A 25,218-nucleotide genomic window follows, 5' to 3' on the forward strand; every position below is an offset into this window, starting at 1 on the left:
ACGCCTAGGAACGGGGGCGCACCAAATAACCGCACTGGTGTTGCCCATCCACGATCCAATGGGTGCGCTCCACCGTGCAATCCGGCAAGGCCGTCGCAAACAACTCCAGTTCGTAGTCGCACACACGGGGAAAGGTTTCTGCCACCGCCGCAATGGCGCAGGTGTGTTCCGTGACCATAAACCCCTGGGGCAGGGCTTGACATTCCGCCATGTACCCCTCCGAACGGCGCAACTGCACCAACCGCTGCAACCGCGTCGCCAAATCCCCCTCCCCCAGGGCTTCCCGGTACGCCAAGGCCTTGGCCTGCCACTGTTGCGCCAAAATCTGCCCCAACTGCTCCTGCCCCAAGGTGCGCCGCAGCGTCGCTAACAAATCCACCGCAAACTCGCCATAGCGGTTGGGAAACTGGGCGCGCCCCTTGCGGCTGAGGGTGTAATGGTGTTGGGGCCGCCCCATCGCCCCCCCCCGCGCCACATACTGGATCAAACCCTCCTGCTGCAAATCCTTCAAATGCCGCCGAATCGCCTGCGGCGTCACCCGCAACTGCTCGGCCAAATCCTGGGCCGTCGCCTGCCCCTGCCGCAACAAATGCATTAATATATCTTGCTTGGTGGATGTTTGCCCCATCGGTGCCACAGGCTCACCCCCCACCGTAGTCGGTGCCATACGTTACCGATTTATTTTTATTGTAGGGTAACTTTAGAGCGGCGCAAGTTGCTAAATTCGTCTATAATCAAAACTAAAGCAACACCAACGTTGCGAAACTCCTAAGTTGCAGAGCGCCTATGGTATCTACGCCGTTACCTGCCAAGGAATCCGCCCTGGATCATTTGGTGAGTCGTCCCTACGAGTATGGTTTTGTCACGCCGGTTGAGGCGGAGGTGATCCCGCGGGGGTTGAATGAGGAGGTGATCCGGCTGATTTCGGCCAAGAAGCGGGAGCCGGAATTTATGCTGGAATTTCGTCTGCGGGCGTACCGCCATTGGTTGACGATGCCGGTTCCCACCTGGGCGCAGGTGCATTATCCACCGATTGATTACCAAAACATCATTTACTATTCCGCGCCGAAGCCGAAGAAGAAACTGGACAGTTTGGAGGAAGTGGACCCGGAGGTACTGGCGACTTTTGAGAAGTTGGGGATTCCGCTGTCGGAGCAGAAACGGCTGGCGAATGTGGCGGTGGATGCAATTTTTGACAGTGTGTCGGTAGCCACCACGTTTAAGAAGGATTTGGCCAAGTTGGGAATTATTTTTTGCTCCATGTCGGAGGCGCTGCAAGAATACCCGGATTTGGTGAAAAAGTATCTGGGTTCGGTGGTGCCGATTGGGGACAATTATTATGCGGCGTTGAATTCTGCCGTATTTAGCGACGGTTCGTTTGTGTATATTCCGCCGGGGGTGCGCTGTCCTTTGGAGTTGTCCACCTATTTCCGCATCAATAATGGGGAGGTAGGGCAGTTTGAGCGGACGTTGATCATTGCCGACCGGGACAGCTATGTGAGTTATTTGGAAGGCTGTACGGCGCCGATGTATGACACCAACCAACTGCACGCGGCGGTGGTGGAATTGGTGGCGTTGGACAACGCTGAAATTAAGTATTCGACGGTGCAGAATTGGTATGCGGGCGACAAGGACGGCAAGGGGGGCATTTATAATTTCGTCACCAAGCGGGGGCTGTGCCAGGGTGCCCATTCCAAGATTTCCTGGACGCAGGTGGAAACCGGGTCGGCGATCACGTGGAAATACCCCAGTTGTGTGCTGGTGGGGGACCATGCGGTAGGAGAGTTTTACTCGGTGGCCTTGACCAACCACTACCAGCAGGCGGACACGGGGAGTAAGATGGTGCATGTGGGGCGGCACACCCGTTCCCGGATTGTCTCGAAGGGGATTTCAGCGGGGCATTCGTGCAACACTTACCGGGGGCTGGTGCGGGTGAACCCGAAGGCAGAAGGGGCGCGCAACTATACCCAGTGTGATTCCCTGCTGATCGGGCATCATTCCCAGGCCCATACCTTGCCGGTGATCCAGGTGCACAATCCCACGGCGCGGGTAGAGCACGAGGCCTCAACCTCAAAAATTGGGGAGGAGCAGTTGTTCTATTGCCAGCAGCGGGGGCTGGGGACGGAAGAGGCGGTGGCGATGATGATCAGCGGTTTTTGCCGGGATGTGTTTAACCAATTGCCGCTGGAATTTGCGGTGGAGGCAGACCGCCTGTTGAGTCTGAAGTTGGAAGGGACGGTAGGGTAAGGGCGACGATGGCGGTTGACCCGCAGGCGACCGAGGTGATCGAACGGCTGGCGGCGGAGCTGGGCGACCGGGTCTATATGGACATTGCCCGCTGGCACTTGTACTTGCGGGAGGCGCGGCTGGACAAAATCCTGGCCCAACGCCTCTACGAGCAGGCGCAAAAGGGACCGGTGCGGGAGGAGGATGCCCTGGGTCTGTTGCGGGAGATCATGGTGGATATTGGCGGCGGGCGGCGGCAAATTCCCCTGCTGGATTTGGTGCCGGTGCAGGGGCAATTGGCCTATATGGACATTGTGGAGGCGTTTCAGCAACGGCGCTAAGTTCGGGAACCCCACCTTTTAAGCCGCCTGTTCCTTGCCCATCATAGGAAGTGCGGGGGTTATACCGCCGAAATTTTGCGTTTTTAGGAGTGGTAGGGATTCATGGCTAAAGTCGTAGGGATTGATTTAGGGACCACCAATTCTGTCGTGGCGGTGATGGAAGGGGGGCAACCCGTCGTGATCGCCAACGCCGAGGGGTTTCGCACCACGCCCTCGATTGTGGCTTACACCAAAAACGGCGACCGTCTGGTGGGGCAAATTGCCAAACGCCAGGCGGTCATTAACCCGGATAATACGTTTTATTCGGTGAAGCGGTTTATCGGGCGTAAGTACGATGAAGTGACGGGCGAAGCCAAGCAGGTCCCCTACAAGGTGCTGCGGGATAGTAATGGCAATGTCAAGCTAGAATGCCCGGTGTTGGGCAAGCAGTTTGCCCCGGAGGAAATCTCGGCCCAGGTGCTTAGGAAGTTGGCCGACGATGCGAGTAAGTATTTGGGGGAACCGGTGACCCAGGCGGTGATTACGGTGCCGGCCTATTTCAACGACTCCCAGCGGCAGGCGACTAAGGACGCGGGGAAAATTGCCGGGTTGGAGGTGCTGCGGATTATCAATGAACCGACGGCGGCATCGTTGGCCTACGGGTTGGACAAAAAGTCGAATGAAACCATCTTGGTCTTTGACCTAGGGGGTGGGACGTTTGACGTGTCCATTTTGGAGGTCGGCGACGGGGTGTTTGAGGTGCTGGCCACCTCCGGGGACACCCACCTGGGCGGGGACGATTTTGACAAGAAGATTGTGGACTGGATGGCGCAGGACTTTTTGGCCAAGGAGGGCATTGACCTGCGCAAGGACAAGCAGGCGCTGCAGCGGCTGACGGAGGCGGCGGAAAAGGCCAAGATTGAGCTGTCGAGCGTCACCCAAACCGATATCAACCTGCCCTTTATCACAGCGACCCAAGACGGCCCCAAACACCTGGAGATGACCCTGACGCGGGCCAAGTTTGAGGAGCTGTGCGCCGATCTCATTGACCGGTGCAAGGTGCCGGTGGAGCAGGCCCTGCAGGATGCCAAGTTGGATCGGAGCAAAATTGACGAGGTGGTGTTGGTGGGGGGTTCGACCCGGATTCCGGCCATACAGCGGTTGGTGCGGCAGATGCTGGGTAAGGAACCCAACCAGAGCGTCAACCCGGATGAAGTGGTGGCGGTGGGGGCTGCGGTGCAAGCCGGGGTGCTCTCTGGGGAGGTCAAGGACATTCTCCTGTTGGATGTCACGCCCTTGTCGTTGGGGGTGGAAACCCTTGGCGGTGTGATGACCAAGATGATTCCCCGCAACACCACCATTCCCACCAAAAAGACGGAAATCTTCTCGACGGCGGTGGACAACCAAACCAACGTGGAAATTCACGTCCTGCAAGGGGAGCGGGAGTTTGCCCGGGACAACAAGAGTCTGGGGACCTTCCGGTTGGATGGTATTCCGCCAGCGCCGCGGGGTGTACCGCAAATCGAGGTCACCTTTGACATTGATGCCAACGGGATTTTGAACGTCACGGCCCGGGACAAGGCCTCCGGGAAGGCGCAATCGATTACCATTTCCGGTTCCTCAACCCTGTCGAAGGAAGAGGTGGAACGGATGGTGCGGGAGGCGGAAATGAATGCGGCGGCGGACCGGGAGCGCCGGGAGCGGGTGGACATGAAAAACCAGGCCGATTCCCTGGCCTACCAAGCCGAGCGGCAACTCAAGGACCTGGGGGACAAACTCCCGGCAGCGGACAAAAACAAAATCGAGACCCTGGTCAAGGACCTGCGCGACGCCATCAACCAGGAAAACTGGGAGCGGATCAAAACCCTCAGCAACGACCTGCAGCAAACCCTACACACCGTCAACACCAACCTCTACCAACAGGCAGGGAGTAGCACCAGCACCCAAGCGCCCGGCAGCAGTGACGGGGAGGTGATTGATGCCGACTTCTCGGAAGGCAAATAACCCCTGCCCGATACGGCCATGAATCTTCCGGCCAGTGGCCCAAGCCGCTGGCTTTTTTTGCGCCGGTACCCCGGCGGGCCAAAATTTTACAAAAGTTAACATTCGTGATAAAGTGATACCATACGTGAAAGTTCAGGAGTTTTACCATGACGAGTCAACCGGAAGTCGTGCGTCCGCGCAGTTACACCGTGGAGGATGGGGGGCGGTTGAATAATTTTGCCATTGAACCCAGGATGTACGTGGATGAGGAAGCGCGGGTGGGGTTTACGGAGTATGCCGAGCGGTTGAATGGGCGCTTGGCAATGATTGGGTTTGTGTCCCTGTTGGTGTTGGAGTTGCTGACCGGCAAGGGCCTTGTGGCGCTCTTGCGGGCTTTGCAATAGGGTCGGCGGCAGGCTGGGATGGCCGGGGCTGTCGCAGGTTCCGAGCCATCTTGGGTGCGGGTTTCTCCCCCCCCATGGCAAGGAAAGGTAATTGCCAAGGGGTTCGTGACTTTTACCGACTAAAACGGTGAGCGGATGGCCCTGGCGGTTTTCTCCCAGGAGCAAATTGCCCTATCATAGGAATTCCCTGTTCGCTGCTGGGTGTTGGGGGCATGACAGGCACGGTTTATCTGGTGGGGGCAGGGCCAGGGGACCCCGGTTTGCTGACTCTTAAGGGGAAAACCCTTTTGGAGTTGGCCGATGTAGTGCTGTATGATGCCCTGGTCAGCCCGGCCATTCTGGCGATGATCAACCCCCAGGCGGAGCGGATTTTTGTGGGCAAGTATCGGGGCTGGCACAGTTGGCCGCAGGCGGAAATTACGGCGTTGCTGGTGGCGAAAGCCCAGGAGTACCAAACGGTCGTGCGGCTCAAGGCCGGGGACCCCTTTATCTTTGGGCGGGGCGGGGAAGAGTTGGCGGGGTTGCGGCAGGCAGGGATTCCGGTGCAGGTGGTGCCGGGGATCAGCGCTGGGTTGGCGGTGGGGTTGCCCTTGACCCACCGCCTGGTGAGTTCCAGTGTGGTTCTGGTTACGGGCCATGAGGCGGTGGACAAATCCCGACCGGCGGTGGATTGGCACCGGTTGGCGCAGGCTGCCGATACGTTGGTGATCTATATGGGGATGCACCGGTTGGCGCAGATTGCGGCGGCCTTGATGGCGGGGGGACGGGCTCCCACCACCCCGGTCTGTGTGGTGCAGTGGGGCACCTGGCCCCAGGAACGGCGGGTGTACGGGATGCTGGCAACGATTTCCGACCAGGTGGTGGCCGCGGGGGTGACCGCACCGGCCATTATTGTGGTTGGCGAGGTGGTTGCCCAAGAACCAGTATCATAAAAGCAGCTTTGGCGCGCCTGGGGGTGGCAGCTATGGAATTTCTGGTTATTGCCATCATTGCGCTGGTCATTATCACCACAGCCATCCGCAATTTGTATTACATTTGCCAGCCCAACGAAGTATTGATTTTTGCAGGGACAACTCGTTGGGTGCCCGCCTTGAACCGGCGGGTGGGCTATCGGCTGGTTAAAGGGGGAAGCAGTCTGCGGCTGCCCCTGTTTGAGCGGGTTTTGCGTTTGGATTTGACGAACTTAATTATTGAACTCAAAGTTACGGGCGCCTACTCCAAAGGGGGCATTCCCCTGCGGGTTGAAGGGGTGGCGAATATCAAAATTGCCGGGGAAGAACCCATTATCCACAATGCCATTGAGCGGTTGTTGGGCAAAAATCGGGAGGAAATTCGCCGGATTGCCAAAGAAACCCTAGAGGGGAATTTGCGGGGGGTTTTGGCCAGTCTGACGCCCCAACAGGTGAATCAGGATAAATTGGCGTTTGTCCGCAGTTTGCAAGACGAGGCGGAAGAAGATTTGGGGAAGTTGGGGTTGGTGTTGGACACGTTGCAGATTCAAAACATTTCCGATGATGTGGGGTATTTGGATTCCCTAGGGCGCAAACAGCGGGCGGATTTGTTGCGGGATGCCCGGATTGCCGAAGCCCAAGCCCGGGCCCAAGCGGCGATCCAAGCGGCGGAAAATGCGCGGCTGACCCGGTTTGCCCAGATTGAGGCGGAAATGCAGATTATCCAGGCGGAAGCGCAACGGCGGATTCGGGATGCGGTCAGCCGCCGGGAAGCCCTGATTGCGGAAATCCAGGCGGAGGTGGGGGCCAAACTGGTGCGGACCCAGGCGGATTTGGCGGTGCAACGGGAGCGGATTGAGCAAGTGCGCCAACAACTCCAGGCAGACGTGGTGGCCCCCGCAGCAGCCCAATGTGCCCAGGCGACCGAACAGGCAGAAGCCGCCGCGGCGCAAATTATCGAAAACGGCAAGGCGTTGGTGGCGGGGATGCAACGCTTGGCAGCTGCCTGGCAACAGGGGGGTGCCCATGCCCGGCAGATTCTCCTTTTGCAAAAACTGGAACCCCTTTTGCAAGCCCTGGCGGCGACGGTTCCCCAGGTGCATCTGCAGCAGGTGACCGTGTTGGACAATGCGGCGCTGGCAACTGGTCTGGTGAACCTGTTGGAGCAGGTGCGGGCGGCGACGGGCATGGACCTCAAGCAACTGTTTGCCGCAAAACCGGCTCCGCCCCCCCCAACTGCGGAGTCGCCATCGGCCTAGGTGCGGGGGGAAGCAACAGCGATGGCCCAAGCATCGGCGCAGGTGGCCTACAACTGGTTGGCATCCGCCCTGGAGGCTTTGGACCGCGCCCATTGGCGGCGGCGGTTGAAACCGGTTGCCAGTCCTCCGGGGGCGATGGTGACGCTCGAGGCCCGTCAGGTGCTCAATTTCGCCAGCAATGACTATCTGGGCTTAGCCGGTGACCCCCGCTTGGTGCAGGCGGCGACCCAGGCCATGCAGGCGTATGGGGTAGGCAGCACGGGTTCCCGTTGGTTGAGTGGGCATCGTCCCTTGCATTGGCAGTTGGAACAGGAGATTGCCCGCTGGAAAGGCACAGAAGAGGCCCTGGTGTTCAGCAGCGGCTACGCAGCCTGTTTGGGAACCATTCCGGCGCTGGTGGGCCACCGGGATGTGGTCTTTTACGACCAATTCAGTCACAGTTGTTTGCAGCAGGGCGTCCGCTTGAGCCAAGCGCAGGGCTATCCTTACCCCCACAACGACCTGGCCCATTTGCAAACTCTTTTGGCCGCCCATTGCGCCGCGTACCGCCGCTGTTTGATCGTCACCGAAACCCTCTTTAGTATGGATGGGGATCTCTGCCCCCTGCCGGAATTGCTGGATTTGGCCGAGCAGTACCAGTGCATGGTGCTGGTGGATGAGGCGCACGCCAACGGGGTGTTCGGGGCGACGGGGGCAGGTTGGGTGCAGGCAACCGGCTGTCAGGGGCGGCCCTTGATCCAGGTGGGCAATCTCAGCAAAGCCCTCGGCAGTATGGGCGGCTATGTGGCCGGCAGTGCGGCTCTGGTGGAATACCTGCGGCATCGTGCCCCCACCTGGATGTACAGCACCGGCTTATCCATTCCCGATACCGCAGCAGCGGCAATGGCCGTGGCCATCGTCCAGCAGGAACCGGAACGGCAAGCCCAACTGTGGCGCAACATTGAGGCGCTACAGGAACGGTTGACCCAGGCGGGGTTGCCTTTGCGTTCCCGGGGCGTCTCCCCCATTTTCATCCTGCCGGTGCGCAGTGCGGCGATGGCCCAGGCCTTGGAACCCGCCTTGCTCCAAGCAGGGGTGTTTGCGGCGGTGGTTCGTCCCCCCACCGTGCCTACCAGTCGCCTGCGTCTGTCGGTGACCAGTACCCATACACCCGCGCAACTGGAGGAATTGGTGGCGGTTTTGACGCAGTTCCGGGGCTACTACGATGGCAGCTAAATCCGGCTACACCCTGCCTGTGTTTGCCTGTGCCAGTGCGGTGGCCGCATGTCACTTCCTACAAACGGAAGAACCGCTAGAAACGGTCACGTTAGATTTGCTCGAACCGCCGGAAACGGCCGTCATTCCCATTGACCAGGTGGCTCCTTTGCCGGATGGGGGGGCATTGGCCGTGACCCATTCCCAGCCGGGCGACAATTTGGATATCACCCGGAATACGCCGGTGTGGGCGGTGGCGGCTTGGGCAGGCACGGGGGAAAAGGACCAGGAATTCCTGACGATTCGAGGGGGGTTTGGGGTGGGCTGGCACCGAGAAAGCGGCCAACCGGCGATTTACCGCTACGCCCAACGCTTGCTGCGCCACCATCTGCGTCCGTCTCGTCCTTTGACAGTCACCATCATTCTCCCCCAGGGACGCCGCCTGGCCGAACGCACGTCTAATGCCGCCTTTGGGGTGGTCGAAGGTTTAGCGCTGCTGGGCACCAGCGGCATGGCCCACCCGTTGAGCGCCCCGGAGCAACTTGACCAATTTCGCCAGGAATTGCGGCAGAAGGCCGGTCAACACGACACTTTGGTTTTTTGCATTGGCGAAAACGGTTTAGATTTGGCGCGGGCTTGGGGCATTCCCGGCGAGTATCTGGTGAAAACGGGCAACTGGCTGGGGCCTTTGTTGCTAGAAGCAGCCTTATGGCCGGTGCAAACCCTGGTGCTGTTGGGGTATCACGGCAAACTGCTGAAACTGGCAGGGGGCATTTTCCACACCCATCACCACCTGGCCGATGCCCGCTTGGAAATTCTCACCGCCTGTGGCCTGCGGGCGGGGTTGCCCTTGCCGGTGTTGCACAAGCTCCTCACCCAGCCGACGGTGGAAGCGGCCATGCGTTATCTCCAACAGGTTCAGCCCTTAAAAGTCCGCACCCTGTATGACATTCTCCTGGCGCAGATACAACAGCGCACCCAGAGCTACCTGCGGGCGCACGGCGGTCGTCCCCTCCGGATCGAAGTGATATTATTCGACCGGGAACGGCAGGTTGTCGCGCAAACCCCCGGCGTGCCGCCGCCATTTCTCCCCGCGCGGGGAAGTAGCCTGCGCTAAAATCCACTATATTTCTGTAGGCGAGCGCATCCTATGACCAAAACCGTTGCCGAGGCAATGACCCCCAACCCGGTGGTGGTGTACCCGCAAACCCCGATTGAGGAGGCAATAGCCATCTTGGGGGAACACAAATTCAGCGGCCTACCGGTGGTAAACGAACGGCATCAATTGGTGGGGGTTTTGTCCACACAAGACATCTTGCAACGCCAAGCGGGGCTGCGCCCACCGGTATTTTTTTGGTTTATGGATGCGGTGATTTGGCTGGAGAATCCCCACCATTACCGGCAAGAACTGCACAAGGTATTGGGAGCAACCGTCGCAGATGTGATGACCCCCAACCCCATCAGCATTCGCCCGGAGGAATCCCTGACGGTGGCTGCCCACAAAATGCACCAGCACCGGATTCGCCGCCTGCCGGTGGTCAATTCGGAACAGCGGGTGGTAGGCATTCTCACCCGCGGGGACATTGTGCGCAGCATCGCCCTAGAAATGGGTGCGCCAACGTGACCAAGCCCGGCTAACGCTGCGGCAGGGGGATAGAGGGCATAAAATTTAAGACAGACCTGATTACGAAGGTTGTACCGAAAGGCATGCGGGAATTCACGACTGGGGAGACGGACACTTTGGCTGTGGTGGGGAAACCCAAAACGGTACGTGTGGCCGTAGAACCAGGCATCTCACCGGGTGACCTTGGGAGCATTCCCTGTCTGGTGGGGAATAGGTCACAAGCAAGCCCATGGTTGGTGTAGGGTTGCAGGCAGGGAGAACCTGGTCGTTCCTGCCGTGGTTGAACATGTCTTTTCCGGCGGGGTAGGTATGTGCGGCATTGTGGGTTATGTGGGGTTACAGTCGGCTACCCCGATTTTGATGGAAGGGTTGCGGCGGCTGGAATACCGGGGGTACGATTCGGCGGGTCTGGCCTGGTACAGCGACGGCGAACTCCACATCCTGCGGGCCTCAGGGAAGCTGCACAATCTCCAAGCCCGTTTGCCCAACACGGTCAGTCATGTGGGCATTGGTCATACCCGCTGGGCCACCCACGGCAAACCAGAAGAACGCAACGCCCACCCCCAGGTGGACAACCGGCGGCGGGTGGCAGTCGTGCAAAACGGCATCATCGAAAATTACCGTTCCCTGCGGGAGGAACTGATTGCCCAAGGGTGCGTGTTTACGTCCGACACCGATACGGAAGTGATCCCCCACCTGCTGAGCCGGTATTTACAAAAAAATTACAGTTTCCTGGAAGCCATGCGGCTGACGGTGACCCAACTCGAAGGGTCTTTTGCCATTGCCGCCATTACCGCCGATGCTCCGGATGAAATTATCATTGCCCGCCAGCAGGCGCCCTTGGTGGTGGGGTTGGGGCAGGGGGAATTGTTTTGCGCTTCCGATACGACCGCTTTGATTCACCATACCCAGGCGTTTTTGAGCCTGGAAAATGGAGAACTGGCCCGGCTGACGCCCCTGGGGGTGGAACTTTACACCTTCAGCGGCGAGCGGGTGCAGCGGTATCCCGAACGCTTAACCTGGAGCCCCGTGCTGGTGGAAAAAGGCGGCTTCAAGCACTACATGCTCAAGGAAATCCACGACCAGCCGGGGGTGTTGCGCCAGGGGTTGGCGTCCCATCTGTTGGACGGGCAGATTGCCTTAGGGCCGGTGCAGGAGCTGTATCCCCGCCTGGAGCAAATTCAAATCGTCGCCTGCGGCACCAGTTGGCATGCCGGTTTGGTGGGCAAATACCTGTTGGAGCAGGTGGCGCAGGTGCCCACGACCGTCCACTACGCGTCCGAATTTCGCTACGCGCCGCCTCCTTACCGTCCCCACACCCTCACGATTGGCGTCACCCAATCCGGGGAAACCGCCGACACCTTGGCCGCTTTGAGCTTGGCGTCTTCTCGCCACCTTACGGGCACCCCCTGGTTACTGGGCATTACCAACCGTCCGGAAAGCAGTTTGGGGCGCCTTGTTCCCTATCTGATTGACACCCGTGCCGGGATAGAAATTGGCGTGGCTGCCACGAAAACCTTTATGGCTCAGGTGGTGGCCTTTTATCTTTTGGCTTTTGACTTGGCCTATCAGCGGCACATCCTCAGCCAAGAAAAGCTGGAATTATACTTAGCCAATTTGCAAAAAATCCCCAACCATCTGGAATGGATTTTAGAAACCCAAGCCCCCCTTATTGAGCAATTGGCCCATGAATTTACAGAAGTCCAACATGTGATTTATTTGGGCCGCGGTATTAATTTTCCGATTGCCCTAGAAGGCGCCTTAAAACTCAAAGAAGTGAGCTACATTCACGCCGAAGGTTATCCGGCGGGCGAGATGAAACATGGCCCGATCGCCTTACTGGATAAAGGCGTACCCGTGATTGCAATTGCCATGCCAGGGAGTGTGTACGATAAAGTGTTGAGCAACGTGCAAGAAGCCCGCGCCCGGGAAGCGCATATTATTGGGGTGGGCACAGTAGCCAATCGAGAAATCCCCGATTTATTTCAGGTGAATTTAACCGTCCCCGAAGTGCCGGAATTGCTCTCCCCCTTAGTGACCGTTATGCCATTACAACTACTTGCTTATTACATTGCTGCCCATCGTGGTTTAGATGTGGATCAACCGCGTAATCTCGCTAAATCGGTCACTGTGGAATAGGCAACCATGCCATCTTTGTTATTGGTGTAAGTAGGGGATAGAAATGAAGTCCTATACTGAGTTATAGGGGATGAAGGATGTTATAGCTAGGTAGGTTAAGGTTGTCGCCTTAAGATTCATGGCTACGCCATTGTGGGGCTACGCCCAGCGACCCACAGCATGTCAACCTTTGTATGCTTAGCTATAGATGAGAATGCGTGCTTCAAGCTTTGTCTCATGAGGTTCGCTGCAGATTTGGGCCCAAACCCTCAAGATTTTAAGATGCAACACTTCTAAGCCAAGCAGAAGTTGGTTGAGGCTGCGCCTGGACAGGACGATATTTGCCGTTTATCGCTAAAGTAGGGTTAGTGACCTGACAGTCATTTATGGTTACATCCCCTGCGACCCAAACCCAGAACCAACTCGCCCTGGGCACCCAACCCCCGGTCAATCCCTACGAATCCATGGCGCTGGGGTTGGTTTCCACCCAAAGTTTTCCCGCGCTGGTCGGGACGGCAGACACCATGCTCAAAGCGGCGGGGGTGCATTTGGTCGGGTACGAAAAAACCGGCGGCGGCTATTGTACAGCCGTGGTGCGGGGCGATATTGCTTCGGTACGGTTGGCGGTGCAAACGGGCATCGAAACGGCTACGGCCTTTGGTCAGTACGTTTCTAGTTTGGTGGTGCCTCGGCCTCTGCCCGATTTGGAACGGGTTTTGCCGATTAGTCCGAGCATGGCCGTCTTGGCGCGCCTGGGCACGCCTGACCCTGAGCGGGGACAGGCGGTGGGGTTGCTGGAGACCCGGGGTTTTCCGGCCCTGGTGGGGGCTGCCGATGCCATGCTCAAGGCTGCCGATGTGCATCTGGTGGGTTATGACCAGTTGGGGGCGGGTCTGTGTACGGTGATTTTGCGGGGGCGGGTGACAGATGTCACGATTGCCATTGATGCGGGGATGGAAGCCGCCAGTCGGATTGGGGAATTGCACGCCATTATGGTTATTCCGCGGCCTTTGGAGGATTTGGTTCACACCTTGCCCCAGACCGCCAGCCCCTTGCAGGAATTGCAGCCGCTGCGCCTGCCTTTGGCCATGCCCCAGCGGGTAGATGAATGGGTGGAAGTGACTGCCAAGGAGGGTTGAGATTGCCGGGAAACGGTGTACAATGGGGGCAGGCGCGGGCGGTGAGGCGATGGCAACCGTGTTAGTTGTGGAAGACCAACGCACCCAGCGGGAAATGATTGTGTCGCTGCTGGAGCAGGATGGCTTTCAGGTGTTGGCGGCTGAGGATGGGGACGAGGCCTGGGCACTGGTGCGTGGGGGGCAAATTCCCGATGTGGTGGTGATGGATGTGGTCATGCCCCGCATGAACGGCTACGAATTGGTGCGGAGGTTGCGGGACAACCCGCAGACCAAACAAATACCTGTGTTGATGTGTTCTTCCAAGGGCGAAACGTTTGACAAGCATTGGGGTTTGAAGCAGGGGGCGGACGCCTACATCGTCAAGCCGTTTGAACCCCAGGATTTGCTCGGCACTGTGCGTCATCTGTTGCGAACGCCGCGGGGATCGGGATGATGGTGGATGCGACAACCGATTTTTTGGGGGCGGGTGGGGGAGAAAGCCGTCCTGACGAGGGTAGGGTTCAGGGGGAACTGTATCTACGGTTTGTTCTGAATTCGGGGGCGGAATTTGCCCTGCCGGCGATGGGGGTGCAGGAAGTGGTGGGGGTGAGTCCCGAACGGATCAGTGCCGTGCCCAACGTGCCGCCCACGGTGATGGGGGCGTACAACTGGCGGGGGCAGGTGATTTGGATCGGCGATTTGGGGATGTTTTTGGGGTTGCCACCGTTGAATACCAACCGGCCAGAACTGTCGGTGATTGTGGTGTCAGAGCAGGGGGTTGCCTGTGGGTTGGCGATTGACCGGGTGGTGGGGGCGGAATTTCTCGACCCCCGGCAGTTGCGTCCCCCGTTGAGCGGCGAGAACCCAGCCCAGGGGCCATCTTTGGTGCAGGGGGAATGGTCGTTGCCGGATGGGGCGGTGGTGCAGTTGTTGGCACCAAAAGCCTTGGTGGATCCCCAGGTGTGGTCGGCTGCGGTTTAAGGGGGGAACCTCCAGATGGCTATTGAGGAAGGGGGGGTTCACAAGTTATAACTAAAATGGCGCAATTGCTGAGGTTCGCCTAGAGTTGCACTCAAGCTTTGTTACTATCCTGCCGTCGCCAATGCACTACCCCGCTATGGATCGCTGATAAGGAGTCAGGGTCAATGGCCACCAGCAATTATCATGTTGACTACGAGCGCGCCACGAATGCCTACGTCAAGGGTGACTATGCTGAGGCGGCTACGATTGCGGATGCCCTGTTGCGGCAATATGATGATATGCCCAACCTGCATCTGTTGCGGGGGCACATTTATCTTTGTACCCAGGACTATGTCCAGGCGCGGGCGCATTATCAGCGGGTGCTGGAGTTGACCAATGACCCGGAATTGGTGGAGTATGCGCGCAATGGGCTAAACGATGTGAATCAGTGTTTGGCCGGTGGGACGCAGGAGGATTTTACCGCACCGGTACAGCGGCTGGAAATGAATGGGGAAGGGATGGATAACCCGTTTGTGGTGCAGGATGTGGAAGAGGAACGTCCTGCCCAGCCAGAGACCCTGGTGTTTCGGCAACCGGCAGCGGCAGAGGATCTGGCTGCGGCGGCGGTCAATCCCTTTGTGACAGAGACGCCTGTGAGCGAACCCATGGCAGAGGAACATCCTTTGGCGATGCCGGAGGAGCCGGAGCATGGGTATGGCGGGGATCACACGCTGATTATGGATACGCCGTTTTCCCAGAGGTCGCACCCCCCAGGGGTGACGGAACGGGAGACAGGGGAGGGGGCGGATACCCTGTTGATGGATGTGACCAAGTCGGCGGGGGCGAGTGAACCGGCGACAGAACCGGGTTTGTTTAGTTTTCAGGCGGCTGAGGCGGTGTTTGCGGATGACCCGTTGACGGGAGGAAGGCCACGGAGCCAGGCGGCTGACCCGGCGGTGGAGCAGACGGATACATTGGGCGCAGTGTCCACGCCGGAGACGGTGGCGACCCGTCCGAGTTTGAAAAATGCGGTGACTCCGGTGGCTCCGCCTGTGTCGGTTACGCCGGTGCGCAAGTCGTCTTCAGGTTTACCCAAGTCCTTGTGGGTGGGGGCTGTGGTGGCGGTGGTCGCCGGGGGGGCGGCTTTGGTGGTGCCCCAGCGTCCTTGGGGGGCGCTTTTGGCTGCCGTGTTGGGCGGGGGTGCAGCGGTGGCCTTGGGTAATGGGGGCGGCGGGGTCAAAGCCCAGCGGGTGCGGCAATTTTCTGAGGAATTGCGTTTGAGTTGTGAGGCGTTGGGGCGGGGTGAATTTCAGTCGGCGTTGAGTGTGGTGGGCCAGGATGATTTTACCGAAGCGGCGCTGGCCTTTAATCGGATGTTGGAGCAGGTGCGGGAGCGGTTTCAGGAATTGCAAAAGACGGCGGAGGAGGTAGAGCGTTCGCGGGAGGATTTGCAACGGCAGGTGATCCGGTTGCTGGATGATGTGGAGGGGGCAGCGCGGGGGGATTTGACGGTGCAAGCGGAGGTTACGGCGGACATTTTGGGGGCGGTGGCGGATTCGTTTAACCTCATCATTCAAAACATCCGCCAGATTGTGCAACAGGTGAAAACCTCGACCCTGCAGGTGGGGCGGGCGGCGGCGGACAGTGAGTATTTTGCGCGGGAGTTGTCGGCGAATGCGTTGCGGCAGGCCCAGGAATTGGCCAGTACGTTGAATTCGGTGCAGATGATGACCGATTCGATCCAGCGGGTGGCCGAGAGTGCGCGGGAGGCGGCGCAGGTGGCACGCACGGCCTCGGAGACTGCCTTGCGGGGTGGGGAAGCGGTGGATCAGACGGTGGCGGGGATTCAGAGTATTCGCGAGTCGGTGGCGGAAACCACGCGTAAGGTGAAGCGGTTGGCGGAATCGGCGCAGGAGATTAACAAAATTGTGAACTCGATTGGTCAGATTGCCCAGCGGACGAACTTGTTGGCGTTGAATGCCAGTATTGAGGCGGCCAAGGCGGGGGAAGCGGGGCGGGGGTTTGCGATTGTGGCAGACGAGGTGCGGCAGTTGGCGGACCGAACCAGTCGTGCTTCCAAGGAAATTGAGCAAATTGTGTTGCAGATTCAGGGGGAAACGGGGCTGGTGATGACGGCCATGGAGGAGGGTACCCAGGAGGTGATTCGGGGGACGCGGGTGGCGGAACAGGCCAAGCGGGCGTTGGAAGAGATTATTCAGGTGTCGCAACAGATTGATACGCTGGTGCAGTCGATTACGGCGGATACGGTACGGCAAACGGAGGTGTCCCGCAATGTGACGCAGGTGATGCAGTCGGTGGAATTGACGGCGCAAGAGACGTCCCAGGAGGCCCAGCGGGTTTCGGTGGCGTTGCAGAATTTGGCGGAGGTTGCCCGTGGGTTGCAAGCTTCTGTTGAACGGTTCCGTTTAGGGACAACCGAACCCCTTTAAACCTATAGGAGATACGGTATGGATGCGGCCAAACAAAAACGGATTCTGGAATATTTCCTCCAGGAGACCCAGGAACATTTGGCGATTCTGCATCAGGCGCTAACGGCGATGGCGCAGCCGTTGGCGGATGCGGAGGAGGTGGCCAGTTGGTTCCGGGCGGCCCATTCCATCAAAGGGGGCGCGGCGATGTTGGGTTTGGATGCCGTCAAGCAGATGGCGCTGCGGCTAGAGGATTGTTTGAAGATTCTGCGGGATCAAGGGGTGGCGCGGCGGGTGCAACTTAGCCCGGAAATGGTCGAGCGCTTCCGGCAGGGGGTAGCGGCGTTGGAGGGGCTGGTCAACCATTTGCAGCAGGAAGGGGATATTCCCTTTGAGATGGGGCAGCAGGCGGTGATTGACCAGGAGCCGAATTTTATCCAATTGGAGGCGCTGTTGCAGATTTTGGTGCAAGGGGAAGGGATTCCGGCGGCCTGGGAGGCGGGGGCTACGGCTGCTCAGGCCGGGGATGGCGAAGAATTGAATTTGGAGGAGTTGTTTGCCGATTTGGAGGCGGGGGCAGCGGTTGCTGAGGTTCCGGCGGGGGAAGCGGCGGCTCCACTTGCCAGTGCAGTGGAGGAATTGGCTTCCTTGGCTGAGTTGTTTTCGTTAGGGTCGGAAGCAGCGCCGGTGGCGGCTGGGGATGCGGAAACGGCCTTGCCTGTGGAGCAAGCGGCGGCAGAATTGGGTGACCTGGCGAATTTATTTGCTGTGCCGGAGGAAGGGCAAACGGCGGAACCGGTGGGTGCTGCGGCTACCGGGGAAGCGGCTGAGTTTGCTTTTGGGGAAGAGTTGGGGGATATTCCGACGCTGGATTTGGGTGCGGAAACGGCGGCTGATTTGGGTGAGGTTGCGGAGGATTCTGCCGCTTTTGAGGTGGGTGCGGCTACCGGGGAAGCGGCTGAGTTTGCTTTTGGGGAAGAGTTGGGGGATATTCCGACGCTGGATTTGGGTGCGGAAACGGCGGCTGATTTGGGTGGATTGGGTGTTGATGATATTGCTCCTGAGACAGAACCTGCAGGTGAATTGCCGGATGTGCCGGAAATTCCTGCTGAATTGAGTTCAGGTGATTCAGGGTTGGTTGGCGATTTGGGGGTGGATTGGGAGGCGGCGCTGGCTGCCTTTGCCAACCCTGAACCGGAGACGCCGACGACTGAGCAAGCGGATACCGACCCCTGGCAGGAAACCGAGCTAGAAGAGCTGGCAGCTTTGGACAGCGAAATTGGGGCTTTGGATGATTTGGCTGCCATTGATGCTGAATTGGCGCAGCAAATTGATACGGAACTGGCGGAACTAGATTTTCCTGAGACGCCGGGTCTGGAACCAACGGATGCCAGTGGTGATTTGGCTTTAGCTGATTTGGAACTGCCGGATTTATCTGAGGATTTGAGCGCCCTGGAAGCGGTTCTGACCACGGAAACAACGCCTGCTGAGGGGCAACCTGACGTGACGGAAAATCTGGATGAGCTGGCTAAGTCTTTGGGACTTGAGACTCAAGAGCCAGCGGCGGCTCCCCCACCGCCTCGACCGACGGTATCTGAGCCAGAACCTCGAATTACTGCCTCAGCCAGCGCCCCGGTCATGGAGCAGACCATGCGGGTGCCCATACGCCAATTGGACAATCTCAGCAATCTGATTGGGGAGTTGGTGGTTTCCCGGAATACCCTCAGCGAGGATCAAAACCAGTTGCGGCAGTTTTTGGAGAATTTGTTGCATCAGGCGCATCAGCTCAATGACCTGAGCCAACGGATGCAGGATTTGTACGAACGTTCGCTTTTGGAAGGGGCTTTGAGTGCGGGCCGTGGGAGTGGGACGCGCAGTGTTGTCGGTAGTGGCCCAGGGGGGGCCCAGCACAGTACGGGGGCAGAATTTGATGCCCTGGAAATGGATCGCTTCACAGGCTTCCATACCCTGTCGCAGGAGATTGCCGAGCGGGTGTTGCGGGTACGGGAAGCGGCCCAGGATATTGGGTTTATGGTGGAAGCGTTTGATGAGGTGGTGCGCAGTTTCCAACGCATTACCCAGGGGCTGCAGGAGGGGATCAACAGCGCACGGATGGAACCGTTTTCGCGGGTGACGGACCGGTTGCCGCGGGCGGTGCGGAATGTGGCCCTTAAGTGCGGGAAGCAGGTGAAGTTGGAAATTGAGGGGCGGGATACGCTGATTGACAAGATGATTCTGGAAAAGCTGACCGACCCGATGACGCACCTGGTGAACAACGCGATTGTGCATGGGATTGGGTTACCGGCGCAGCGGCAGGCGGCGGGGCAATCGCCGGTCGGCAAAATCGTGATTCGGGCATCCCATCAGGGGAACCAAACGGTCATTACGGTCAGCGATGATGGGGTGGGGATCAATCCGGATCGGGTGAAGGCCAAGGCGATTGAGCGGGGCTTGATTACGCCGGAGCAGGCGGCCACCATGAGCAAGCAGGACATTTACCAACTGCTGTTTATGCCTGGGTTTAGTACCAAGGATCAGGCGGATGAGTTTGCCGGTCGGGGGGTCGGGCTGGATGTGGTGCGCCAGAATTTGGCGGAAATTCGGGGGACGGTGGTGGTGGATTCGGAGTTGGGCAAAGGAACGACCTTTACCATTCGGCTGCCTTTGACCCTGAGTATTTCCAAGTCGTTGCCCTGTGTGGTCAGCCATGCGCGGGTGGCGTTTCCGATGGATGGGGTGGCAGATGTGCCGGTGGATGTGACGCCGGAGATGATTCATACGGGCGCGGATGGCAAGTTGACCTTGGATTGGCAAGGGCAGCGGATTCCCCTGCGGTCTTTGAGCGAACTGTTGCACTACGGGCGGTTGATTGGCCGGGGGAATATCTACGGTGGTGCGACGGCGCAAGAGGGGATGGCTATCGTGATTGTGCATAGTTTGGGACGACACGTGGCCTTCCAGGTGGACCAGGTGTTGAACGAGCAGGAAGTGGTGATCAAGCAACTGACCGGGCCGGTCAAAAAACCGCTGGGGATTGCGGGGGCGACCATTTTGGGGGATGGGCGGATCATGATGATTGCCGACATCCTGGAGTTGGTGGATTTGGCGCTGGGGCAAATGCCGCCGCCGAGTATGCCGCTGTGGCAAGGTGTTGCCCCGGTGGAGCCGGAGACCACTGATGAACCGACGGTGCTGATTGTGGACGACTCGATTGTGGTGCGGGAGATGCTCTCGATGACCTTTAGCAACAAGGGCTATCGGGTGGAGCAGGCGCGGGACGGGCAGGAAGCTTGGGAAAAGCTGCGGGATGGTCTTCCTTGCGACTTGATGTTTTGTGATATTGAAATGCCGCGGATGGATGGGCTGGAACTGTTGTCGAAAATCCGCCGCGATCCCAACCTCAAGCATTTGCCGATTGCCATGCTGACGTCGCGGGGGGCGGAACGGCACCGGCAAATGGCCATCCAACTGGGCGCCAATGCCTACTTTACCAAACCGTACCTGGAAGAAACCCTGCTAGAAGCGGCCCGGCGGCTGTTGCAGGGGGAAAGTCTGGTGACCCCGAACCGTTAGGGGTACAATGAGAATCATTATCAGTTCTGGGGGATAACGAGGGATGATGGCCCAGTCTATGTCTGCGCCCTTGGCGTTGGAATTGCCCAAGCGGGGGTTACCGGTGACGATTATTACGGGGTTTCTAGGGAGTGGCAAAACCACGTTGCTCAACCATATTTTGCGGAACCGGCAGGATTTGAAGGTGGCGGTATTGGTGAATGAATTTGGGGATATTAACATTGACAGCCAGCTTTTGGTGTCGGTGGATGAGGGGATGATTGAACTAAGCAATGGCTGTATTTGTTGCACGATTAATGATAGTTTGGTGGATGCAGTTTATAACGTTTTGGAGCGGCAGGAGCGCATTGATTATTTGGTCGTAGAAACCACAGGCGTCGCCGATCCCCTGCCGGTTGCGCTCACGTTTTTGGGGACAGAATTGCGGGATTTGACCCACTTGGATTCGATTTTAACGGTGGTAGATGCTTCAGCGTTTGCCCCTGATTTATTCAACAGTGAAGCGGCTTTGAGTCAACTGACCTACGGGGATATTATTTTGTTGAATAAGGTGGATTTGGTTTCTCCAGAGCGGGTGCAGGAGTTGACCCGGCGCATCTGTGACATGAAAGCCGGCGCCCGCATCTTGACTACGGTGCATGGGCAAGTGCCTCTGCCGTTGATTTTGGGAATTGATGCCCCCCATACCCATTTAATGGCTGCTGCCCAATCATCGGCTCATCATGACCACGACCACGAGCATCACGAACATCACCACCACTCGCATCACTTAGAAAATGACGGGTTTATGGTGGTTTCATTTACAAGCGAGCAACCGTTTCACCTGGAAAAATTTCAATTCTTTTTAACGGACAAACTGCCAACGAATGTGTTTCGGGCGAAGGGGATTTTGTGGTTTGACCGCAGCACCCTCCGTTATATCTTTCAACTCAGCGGTAAGCGCTACAGTTTGGATGTGGATGACCGGCCTATTCCCCCCAAAAATCAATTGGTCTTCATCGGGCAGAATCTCGATCAAGAGACGTTGTTGCAGGATGTGCAAGCCTGTTTGGTGGATGCCGGGAAGCCCTAGGATTTAGGGTTCTGAAAATTGCAAAGCCTGGCCGCGCACCTGCTCGTTGAATTGGCCTTGGTAATAGACAATTTGCCCCCCGACAATGGTGACCTGCGGCCAACCCGTCAATTCCCAACCTTCGAAGGGACTCCACCCACATTTGGTTTGCAAATCTTCCCGTCGCACGGGTTGCGTACGCTCTAAATCCACCAGCACCAAATCGGCGTCATACCCAATGGCAATTTGCCCTTTATTTCTAATTCCGTAGGCTTTTGCCACATTTGTTGATAGCCAATGGATGACCTGTGGTAACGAACATTTCCCTTGTTTTGCCTGGGTGAGCATCAACGGTAGCAGGGTTTCTACCCCAGGCATTCCTGAGGGGGATTCGGGATAGGGACGGGCTTTTTCGGCCAACGTATGGGGCGCATGATCCGTAGCCATAAAATCAATCAAACCCGTATGGAGTCCTTGCCACAAAACCTCATTATCGCGGGCCGTGCGTAGGGGGGGATTCATCTGCGCCAATGTGCCCAAGGTGTGATAGGCGGAGCGATTCAACAGTAGGTGTTGCGGGGTGACTTCTGCCGTGATCCAGGGCTTTTTGTGGGTGCGTAAAAATTCTACTTCTAGAGCAGTAGATAAGTGCAAAATATGTAATCTGCGGCGATATTTTATGGATAAATTGACTGCCAATTCGGTTGCCTGGAGTGCCGCTATGTCATCTTGAATGTCTGAGTGAATATCCGGGATATGATATCGGTCAGCAAATTCTTGGCGACGTTGATTGATCCGCTGTTGGTTTTCCGCATGTACAGCAATCAAACGGGTTCCGGTGGCAAAAATACGCTCTAAATACGCCGCATCATCAATGAGTAAATCTCCGTGCATGGAACCCATAAAAACCTTAATGCCACAGACCGGCTTTACCTGGTTAATTTCTGCTAAATTTGACCGGGTTGCCCCGATAAAAAAACCGTAATTGACTAAGGATTTTTGGGCAGCGCGGCATAGTTTGTCATCTAAGGTTGCCTGATCGGTGGTTAAGGGACGGGTATTGGGCATTTCTAAAAAAGAGGTCACGCCCCCTCTGGCGCAGGCATGACTGGCCGTGACAAAATCTTCTTTGTGCTCTAGGCCAGGTTCACGAAAATGCACCTGGGGATCAATCACTCCCGGCAATAGAACCCAACCGTCTGCCTCTAAGATATAGGGATACTGTTGCCGGTGATCCTCATCGGTGATGGCGACGATTTTGCCCCCTTGAATCCCCACATTGCAACGCCGTAATTGACCATCTGCTCCCACCATTTGGGCTTGGTGAATCCACAGATGGTTCCCTTGATAAAACATGCCCTGGAACCAAGTGCGGTACAACCATTAAACTAAATATATTATCGGGCAAGGGGGGTAGGTATGGGTTGGTGGGATGATTTAGAGGCGTACTTATCGGCCAAATTGGACGATTTTCTGCAAGCGCACCCGGACATTGCCGCTGCGATGGAACAGGACACCCTGGCGGAACAGGAAACCCAAACCCGTCACCTGTTGCAACAATTGCAGGGGGAAATGCAAACACTAGAGCAAAAAATTTTAGAAACAGGCCAACAGATTCGCCTTTGGCAGGAACGGTTAGGTTTGGCAGAACGGGCGCAACGACCAGATTTGCTTGAGGCGGCCAAGATGCGACAGCAGGTTTTAATGACCCAAGGCCATCAATACTGGGCAGAATTGACGGTCACCAAAAAACGCATCCAACAATTGGAAACGTTACTGGCACAAATTCAAGCCAAACGGCAAAAGGCCAAGACCAGCTATTCCCCGACCACCAGCAGCACTCCAGATGCCGTCGAAAAAGAATTTCAAAATATGGAATTAGAACTGGAATTTGAACGTTTGAAAAGGGAAATGGGACGCCGATGAACAGCCTCCATATTATATCGGTTGACCGCTTACAACAGGGGCAACCACTGCAATTGCCAGCCCTATGTTTGCATCTTCTCAATGCTCAAGAATTGCAAACCCTTTTGCCCTATTGCAGCCCCACACAACCCCTAATTTTGTTCAATCAGAAAACCCATCTGTTTGCGGGGAAAAAATCGGAACTGCCTCATCTGGATTGGGATTATCCCCTGCATGTGTATCTGGCCGACCCGGTGCGAGAAAGTTACCGGCAACTGGTGGATATTGTCGCCCAATTACGCCACCCAGAAACGGGTTGCCCTTGGGATTTAGCGCAAACGCCAACGAGTTTAACCCCCTACATTATCGAGGAAGCCTACGAAGTAGTACAGGCAATTGGCACAGGTAATGCAACTGCCATCCAAGAAGAACTAGGAGATTTGCTTTTGCAAGTGGTTTTACAAGCCCAAATTGCCCAAGAGACGGGAGACTTTTCCCTCGTGGAAGTCGCCAATGGCATTAGCGAAAAATTGATTCGCCGCCATCCCCACGTTTTTGGTGAATTAGCAGTGGAGGATGTGGCGGTGGTGCGGCAAAATTGGGAGGCGATCAAACAACAAGAGCAAGGGCATTCCTTACCGGCAAAATTGCATCACTATATAGCGACTTTTCCGGCCCTGATGGCAGCAGCTAAAATCTATCAAAAACTATCCGCCCATTTCCCAGATGGTGATGCCCACCCGGTGAAGGCCACCACCCTGATTGCCCAGGTGCAGGCGTTGGTGCAGCAACCGGATGCCGAGCAGTTGGGGCGGGTGTTGTTTGCGCTGGTGGCTTGGGCGGTGGCGCACAACTTGGACCCCCATCTGGCCCTGACAGCCCGGAATCTGTTGCTGGTGCAACAATGTGCGTTAACGGCCCAGGATGGAAAGGGGGTGTCAGGATTGCCTGTTTCCCTTGATCCCCGCCGGGTATTCGATTATCCTGAGGATAAAAATTAGGTTGCCAAAGCAATGAATCCTGAAACTCTGGGTGCAGATGCGGTGGATGCGGCGATTGCCCGCGGCGTGGACTTGGATGGTACGCCCATTCCGGCAGCGCGTTTGGCGCTTTACCAGGAAGTGATGGCTCTGGAAGCCAATCGCCAGCGCAGCGGCGTGACCAATACCATGCGTTCTCGGATCGTGCGGATCGGGGCCAAACATTTCCCCTTAGAGGTGCTGAACGCCAAACTGGTGGCGGCAGATTTTGCCCCGCTTAAACCTAAGGAAATTGCCTTTTACTACGGAGAATCGTGACGACTCCCGTCACTCATCATCCTTGAGTAAACACAACTCTGATAGAGTGCGGGCTTCACGCTTCACAGACTTGTTTGTACAGAGGTCTCAGTGTGCTGCCACCGTGCGATCCACGGCGAGAAACTCTCCAGAGATTTAACTTGTTCGCCTCAATTGCAGCACGAACGGCTTTCATCGCGACACTGATTGGCTCTTGAGCCAACACAATTCACCCATACAGTGCGGGGCTTCCCGCCGATTAAGCTAAATGCCTGAAGATTTGCTGGGCTGGTTTTCTGCTTCTTGTCTGCGGCGATCGCCAATGCCACAGTCGCCGCAGCATTCGGGTCGCTTGAAGTCGTCCCAATGGATGCAGGCCCGGCAGCCCTTCAGCATTTCCGGCCAGCGCTCTCGAATCAATAGTTGTCGCAGCCTCACTTCTCGTGATTCGGGAAAGGGGTGTCGCAATCCATCCATGGCCCTGGGATCCGCAGCTCTCTGTCTCTGGTATAAGAGCAAATGGAAGTCTGCAATCTAGAAATATCGGCATAGCTTAAGGTTTGCGCTTTGCCCATTTCTAGAGAGCTTGGGCTAGCTCAATTTTCTTGAGCTCATTACTTTTCGAAGGGATTTGCAAAAAATGTAAACGATTTCTTATGAGATTTAGCTGGATTTTTCCCCGCTTAACACAAAGGTGGGATCCAAAGGCAGCAACAGTTGGGTGCGACCGCGGTGTTCCAGGCGGTTCACGGCCGATTGGATCACTTCCACATGATGAGCTCGCACGGCAGCCAGCCCGGTAGAGAGGCCGTAGAGCCCCTCCAGAG

Annotated in this window: 21 protein-coding genes; 19 read left to right on the forward strand and 2 right to left on the reverse strand. The window is 57.2% G+C overall.

Annotated elements, in window-relative coordinates; genetic code table 11:
* Window positions 1–4 precede the first annotated feature (4 nt).
* Window positions 5–667 carry an iron-sulfur cluster biosynthesis transcriptional regulator SufR gene (gene sufR / locus ACWISF_RS08405; protein WP_448381139.1) on the reverse strand — a complete coding sequence of 221 codons (663 nt, stop codon included), beginning with the start codon at window positions 665–667 and terminating at the stop codon, window positions 5–7.
* Between the two features lie 119 nt (window positions 668–786).
* Here sufR and sufB point away from each other — a divergent pair, with 119 nt between their 5' ends.
* The 16 genes from sufB to ACWISF_RS08485 all read left to right on the forward strand — a co-directional run bounded on the left by sufB (window position 787) and on the right by ACWISF_RS08485 (window position 21,230).
* The gene (gene sufB, locus ACWISF_RS08410) at window positions 787–2,247 is read left to right on the forward strand and encodes a Fe-S cluster assembly protein SufB (RefSeq protein ID WP_448381140.1); all 1,461 of its coding nucleotides are present in this window, start codon (window positions 787–789) and stop codon (window positions 2,245–2,247) included.
* An 8-nt stretch (window positions 2,248–2,255) separates the two neighbouring features.
* Entirely contained in the window at window positions 2,256–2,567 is a 312-nt protein-coding gene (locus tag ACWISF_RS08415) for a DUF3181 family protein (RefSeq protein ID WP_448381141.1), read from the forward strand.
* 102 nt (window positions 2,568–2,669) lie between these two features.
* Entirely contained in the window at window positions 2,670–4,550 is a 1,881-nt protein-coding gene (gene dnaK, locus ACWISF_RS08420; RefSeq protein ID WP_448381142.1) for a molecular chaperone DnaK, read from the forward strand.
* Between the two features lie 167 nt (window positions 4,551–4,717).
* Window positions 4,718–4,933, forward strand: coding sequence for a chlorophyll a/b-binding protein (locus ACWISF_RS08425; protein ID WP_448381157.1), 216 nt, complete (start codon window positions 4,718–4,720; stop codon window positions 4,931–4,933).
* 212 nt (window positions 4,934–5,145) lie between these two features.
* Window positions 5,146–5,865: a uroporphyrinogen-III C-methyltransferase gene (gene cobA / locus ACWISF_RS08430; RefSeq protein ID WP_448381143.1), complete on the forward strand. Its 720-nt coding sequence runs from the start codon at window positions 5,146–5,148 to the stop codon at window positions 5,863–5,865.
* 32 nt (window positions 5,866–5,897) lie between these two features.
* Window positions 5,898–7,142 carry a flotillin family protein gene (locus tag ACWISF_RS08435; RefSeq protein ID WP_448381144.1) on the forward strand — a complete coding sequence of 415 codons (1,245 nt, stop codon included), beginning with the start codon at window positions 5,898–5,900 and terminating at the stop codon, window positions 7,140–7,142.
* A gap of 21 nt (window positions 7,143–7,163) precedes the next feature.
* Window positions 7,164–8,357, forward strand: coding sequence for an aminotransferase class I/II-fold pyridoxal phosphate-dependent enzyme (locus tag ACWISF_RS08440; protein ID WP_448381145.1), 1,194 nt, complete (start codon window positions 7,164–7,166; stop codon window positions 8,355–8,357).
* Window positions 8,347–9,453 carry a cobalt-precorrin-5B (C(1))-methyltransferase CbiD gene (gene cbiD, locus ACWISF_RS08445; protein WP_448381146.1) on the forward strand — a complete coding sequence of 369 codons (1,107 nt, stop codon included), beginning with the start codon at window positions 8,347–8,349 and terminating at the stop codon, window positions 9,451–9,453. The genes ACWISF_RS08440 and cbiD overlap by 11 nt, the downstream gene beginning before the upstream one ends.
* A gap of 33 nt (window positions 9,454–9,486) precedes the next feature.
* Window positions 9,487–9,960 carry a CBS domain-containing protein gene (locus tag ACWISF_RS08450; RefSeq protein WP_448381147.1) on the forward strand — a complete coding sequence of 158 codons (474 nt, stop codon included), beginning with the start codon at window positions 9,487–9,489 and terminating at the stop codon, window positions 9,958–9,960.
* 309 nt (window positions 9,961–10,269) lie between these two features.
* Entirely contained in the window at window positions 10,270–12,099 is a 1,830-nt protein-coding gene (gene glmS, locus ACWISF_RS08455; protein WP_448381158.1) for a glutamine--fructose-6-phosphate transaminase (isomerizing), read from the forward strand.
* A 443-nt stretch (window positions 12,100–12,542) separates the two neighbouring features.
* The gene (locus ACWISF_RS08460; RefSeq protein ID WP_448381159.1) at window positions 12,543–13,217 is read left to right on the forward strand and encodes a carbon dioxide-concentrating mechanism protein; all 675 of its coding nucleotides are present in this window, start codon (window positions 12,543–12,545) and stop codon (window positions 13,215–13,217) included.
* 49 nt (window positions 13,218–13,266) lie between these two features.
* Entirely contained in the window at window positions 13,267–13,650 is a 384-nt protein-coding gene (locus ACWISF_RS08465; protein ID WP_448381148.1) for a response regulator transcription factor, read from the forward strand.
* On the forward strand, window positions 13,647–14,177 hold the full coding sequence (locus ACWISF_RS08470; protein ID WP_448381149.1) for a chemotaxis protein CheW: 531 nt from the start codon (window positions 13,647–13,649) through the stop codon (window positions 14,175–14,177). Before ACWISF_RS08465 ends, ACWISF_RS08470 begins: the two co-directional genes overlap by 4 nt.
* Window positions 14,178–14,341: 164 nt before the next feature.
* Window positions 14,342–16,606 (forward strand): methyl-accepting chemotaxis protein, encoded by a 2,265-nt coding sequence (locus ACWISF_RS08475; RefSeq protein ID WP_448381150.1) that lies wholly within the window; start codon window positions 14,342–14,344, stop codon window positions 16,604–16,606.
* An 18-nt stretch (window positions 16,607–16,624) separates the two neighbouring features.
* Window positions 16,625–20,158 carry a response regulator gene (locus ACWISF_RS08480; protein ID WP_448381151.1) on the forward strand — a complete coding sequence of 1,178 codons (3,534 nt, stop codon included), beginning with the start codon at window positions 16,625–16,627 and terminating at the stop codon, window positions 20,156–20,158.
* A 43-nt stretch (window positions 20,159–20,201) separates the two neighbouring features.
* On the forward strand, window positions 20,202–21,230 hold the full coding sequence (locus tag ACWISF_RS08485) for a CobW family GTP-binding protein (RefSeq protein WP_448381152.1): 1,029 nt from the start codon (window positions 20,202–20,204) through the stop codon (window positions 21,228–21,230).
* 3 nt (window positions 21,231–21,233) lie between these two features.
* Here the strand turns inward: ACWISF_RS08485 and ACWISF_RS08490 are convergent, their stop codons facing one another.
* Complete coding sequence (locus tag ACWISF_RS08490) at window positions 21,234–22,565, reverse strand: dihydroorotase (RefSeq protein ID WP_448381153.1); 1,332 nt, start codon at window positions 22,563–22,565, stop codon at window positions 21,234–21,236.
* 63 nt (window positions 22,566–22,628) lie between these two features.
* Between ACWISF_RS08490 and ACWISF_RS08495 the strand changes: the two genes are divergently transcribed.
* The 3 genes from ACWISF_RS08495 to ACWISF_RS08505 are packed head-to-tail and all read left to right on the forward strand — an operon-like array spanning window position 22,629 to window position 24,412.
* The gene (locus ACWISF_RS08495; RefSeq protein ID WP_448381154.1) at window positions 22,629–23,135 is read left to right on the forward strand and encodes a hypothetical protein; all 507 of its coding nucleotides are present in this window, start codon (window positions 22,629–22,631) and stop codon (window positions 23,133–23,135) included.
* Window positions 23,132–24,115 (forward strand): nucleoside triphosphate pyrophosphohydrolase, encoded by a 984-nt coding sequence (gene mazG, locus ACWISF_RS08500; protein ID WP_448381155.1) that lies wholly within the window; start codon window positions 23,132–23,134, stop codon window positions 24,113–24,115. Before ACWISF_RS08495 ends, mazG begins: the two co-directional genes overlap by 4 nt.
* 12 nt (window positions 24,116–24,127) lie before the next feature.
* The gene (locus ACWISF_RS08505) at window positions 24,128–24,412 is read left to right on the forward strand and encodes a small RNA NsiR4-regulated ssr1528 family protein (protein WP_448381156.1); all 285 of its coding nucleotides are present in this window, start codon (window positions 24,128–24,130) and stop codon (window positions 24,410–24,412) included.
* Window positions 24,413–25,218 lie beyond the last annotated feature (806 nt).

This window comes from Gloeomargarita sp. (assembly GCF_053491055.1).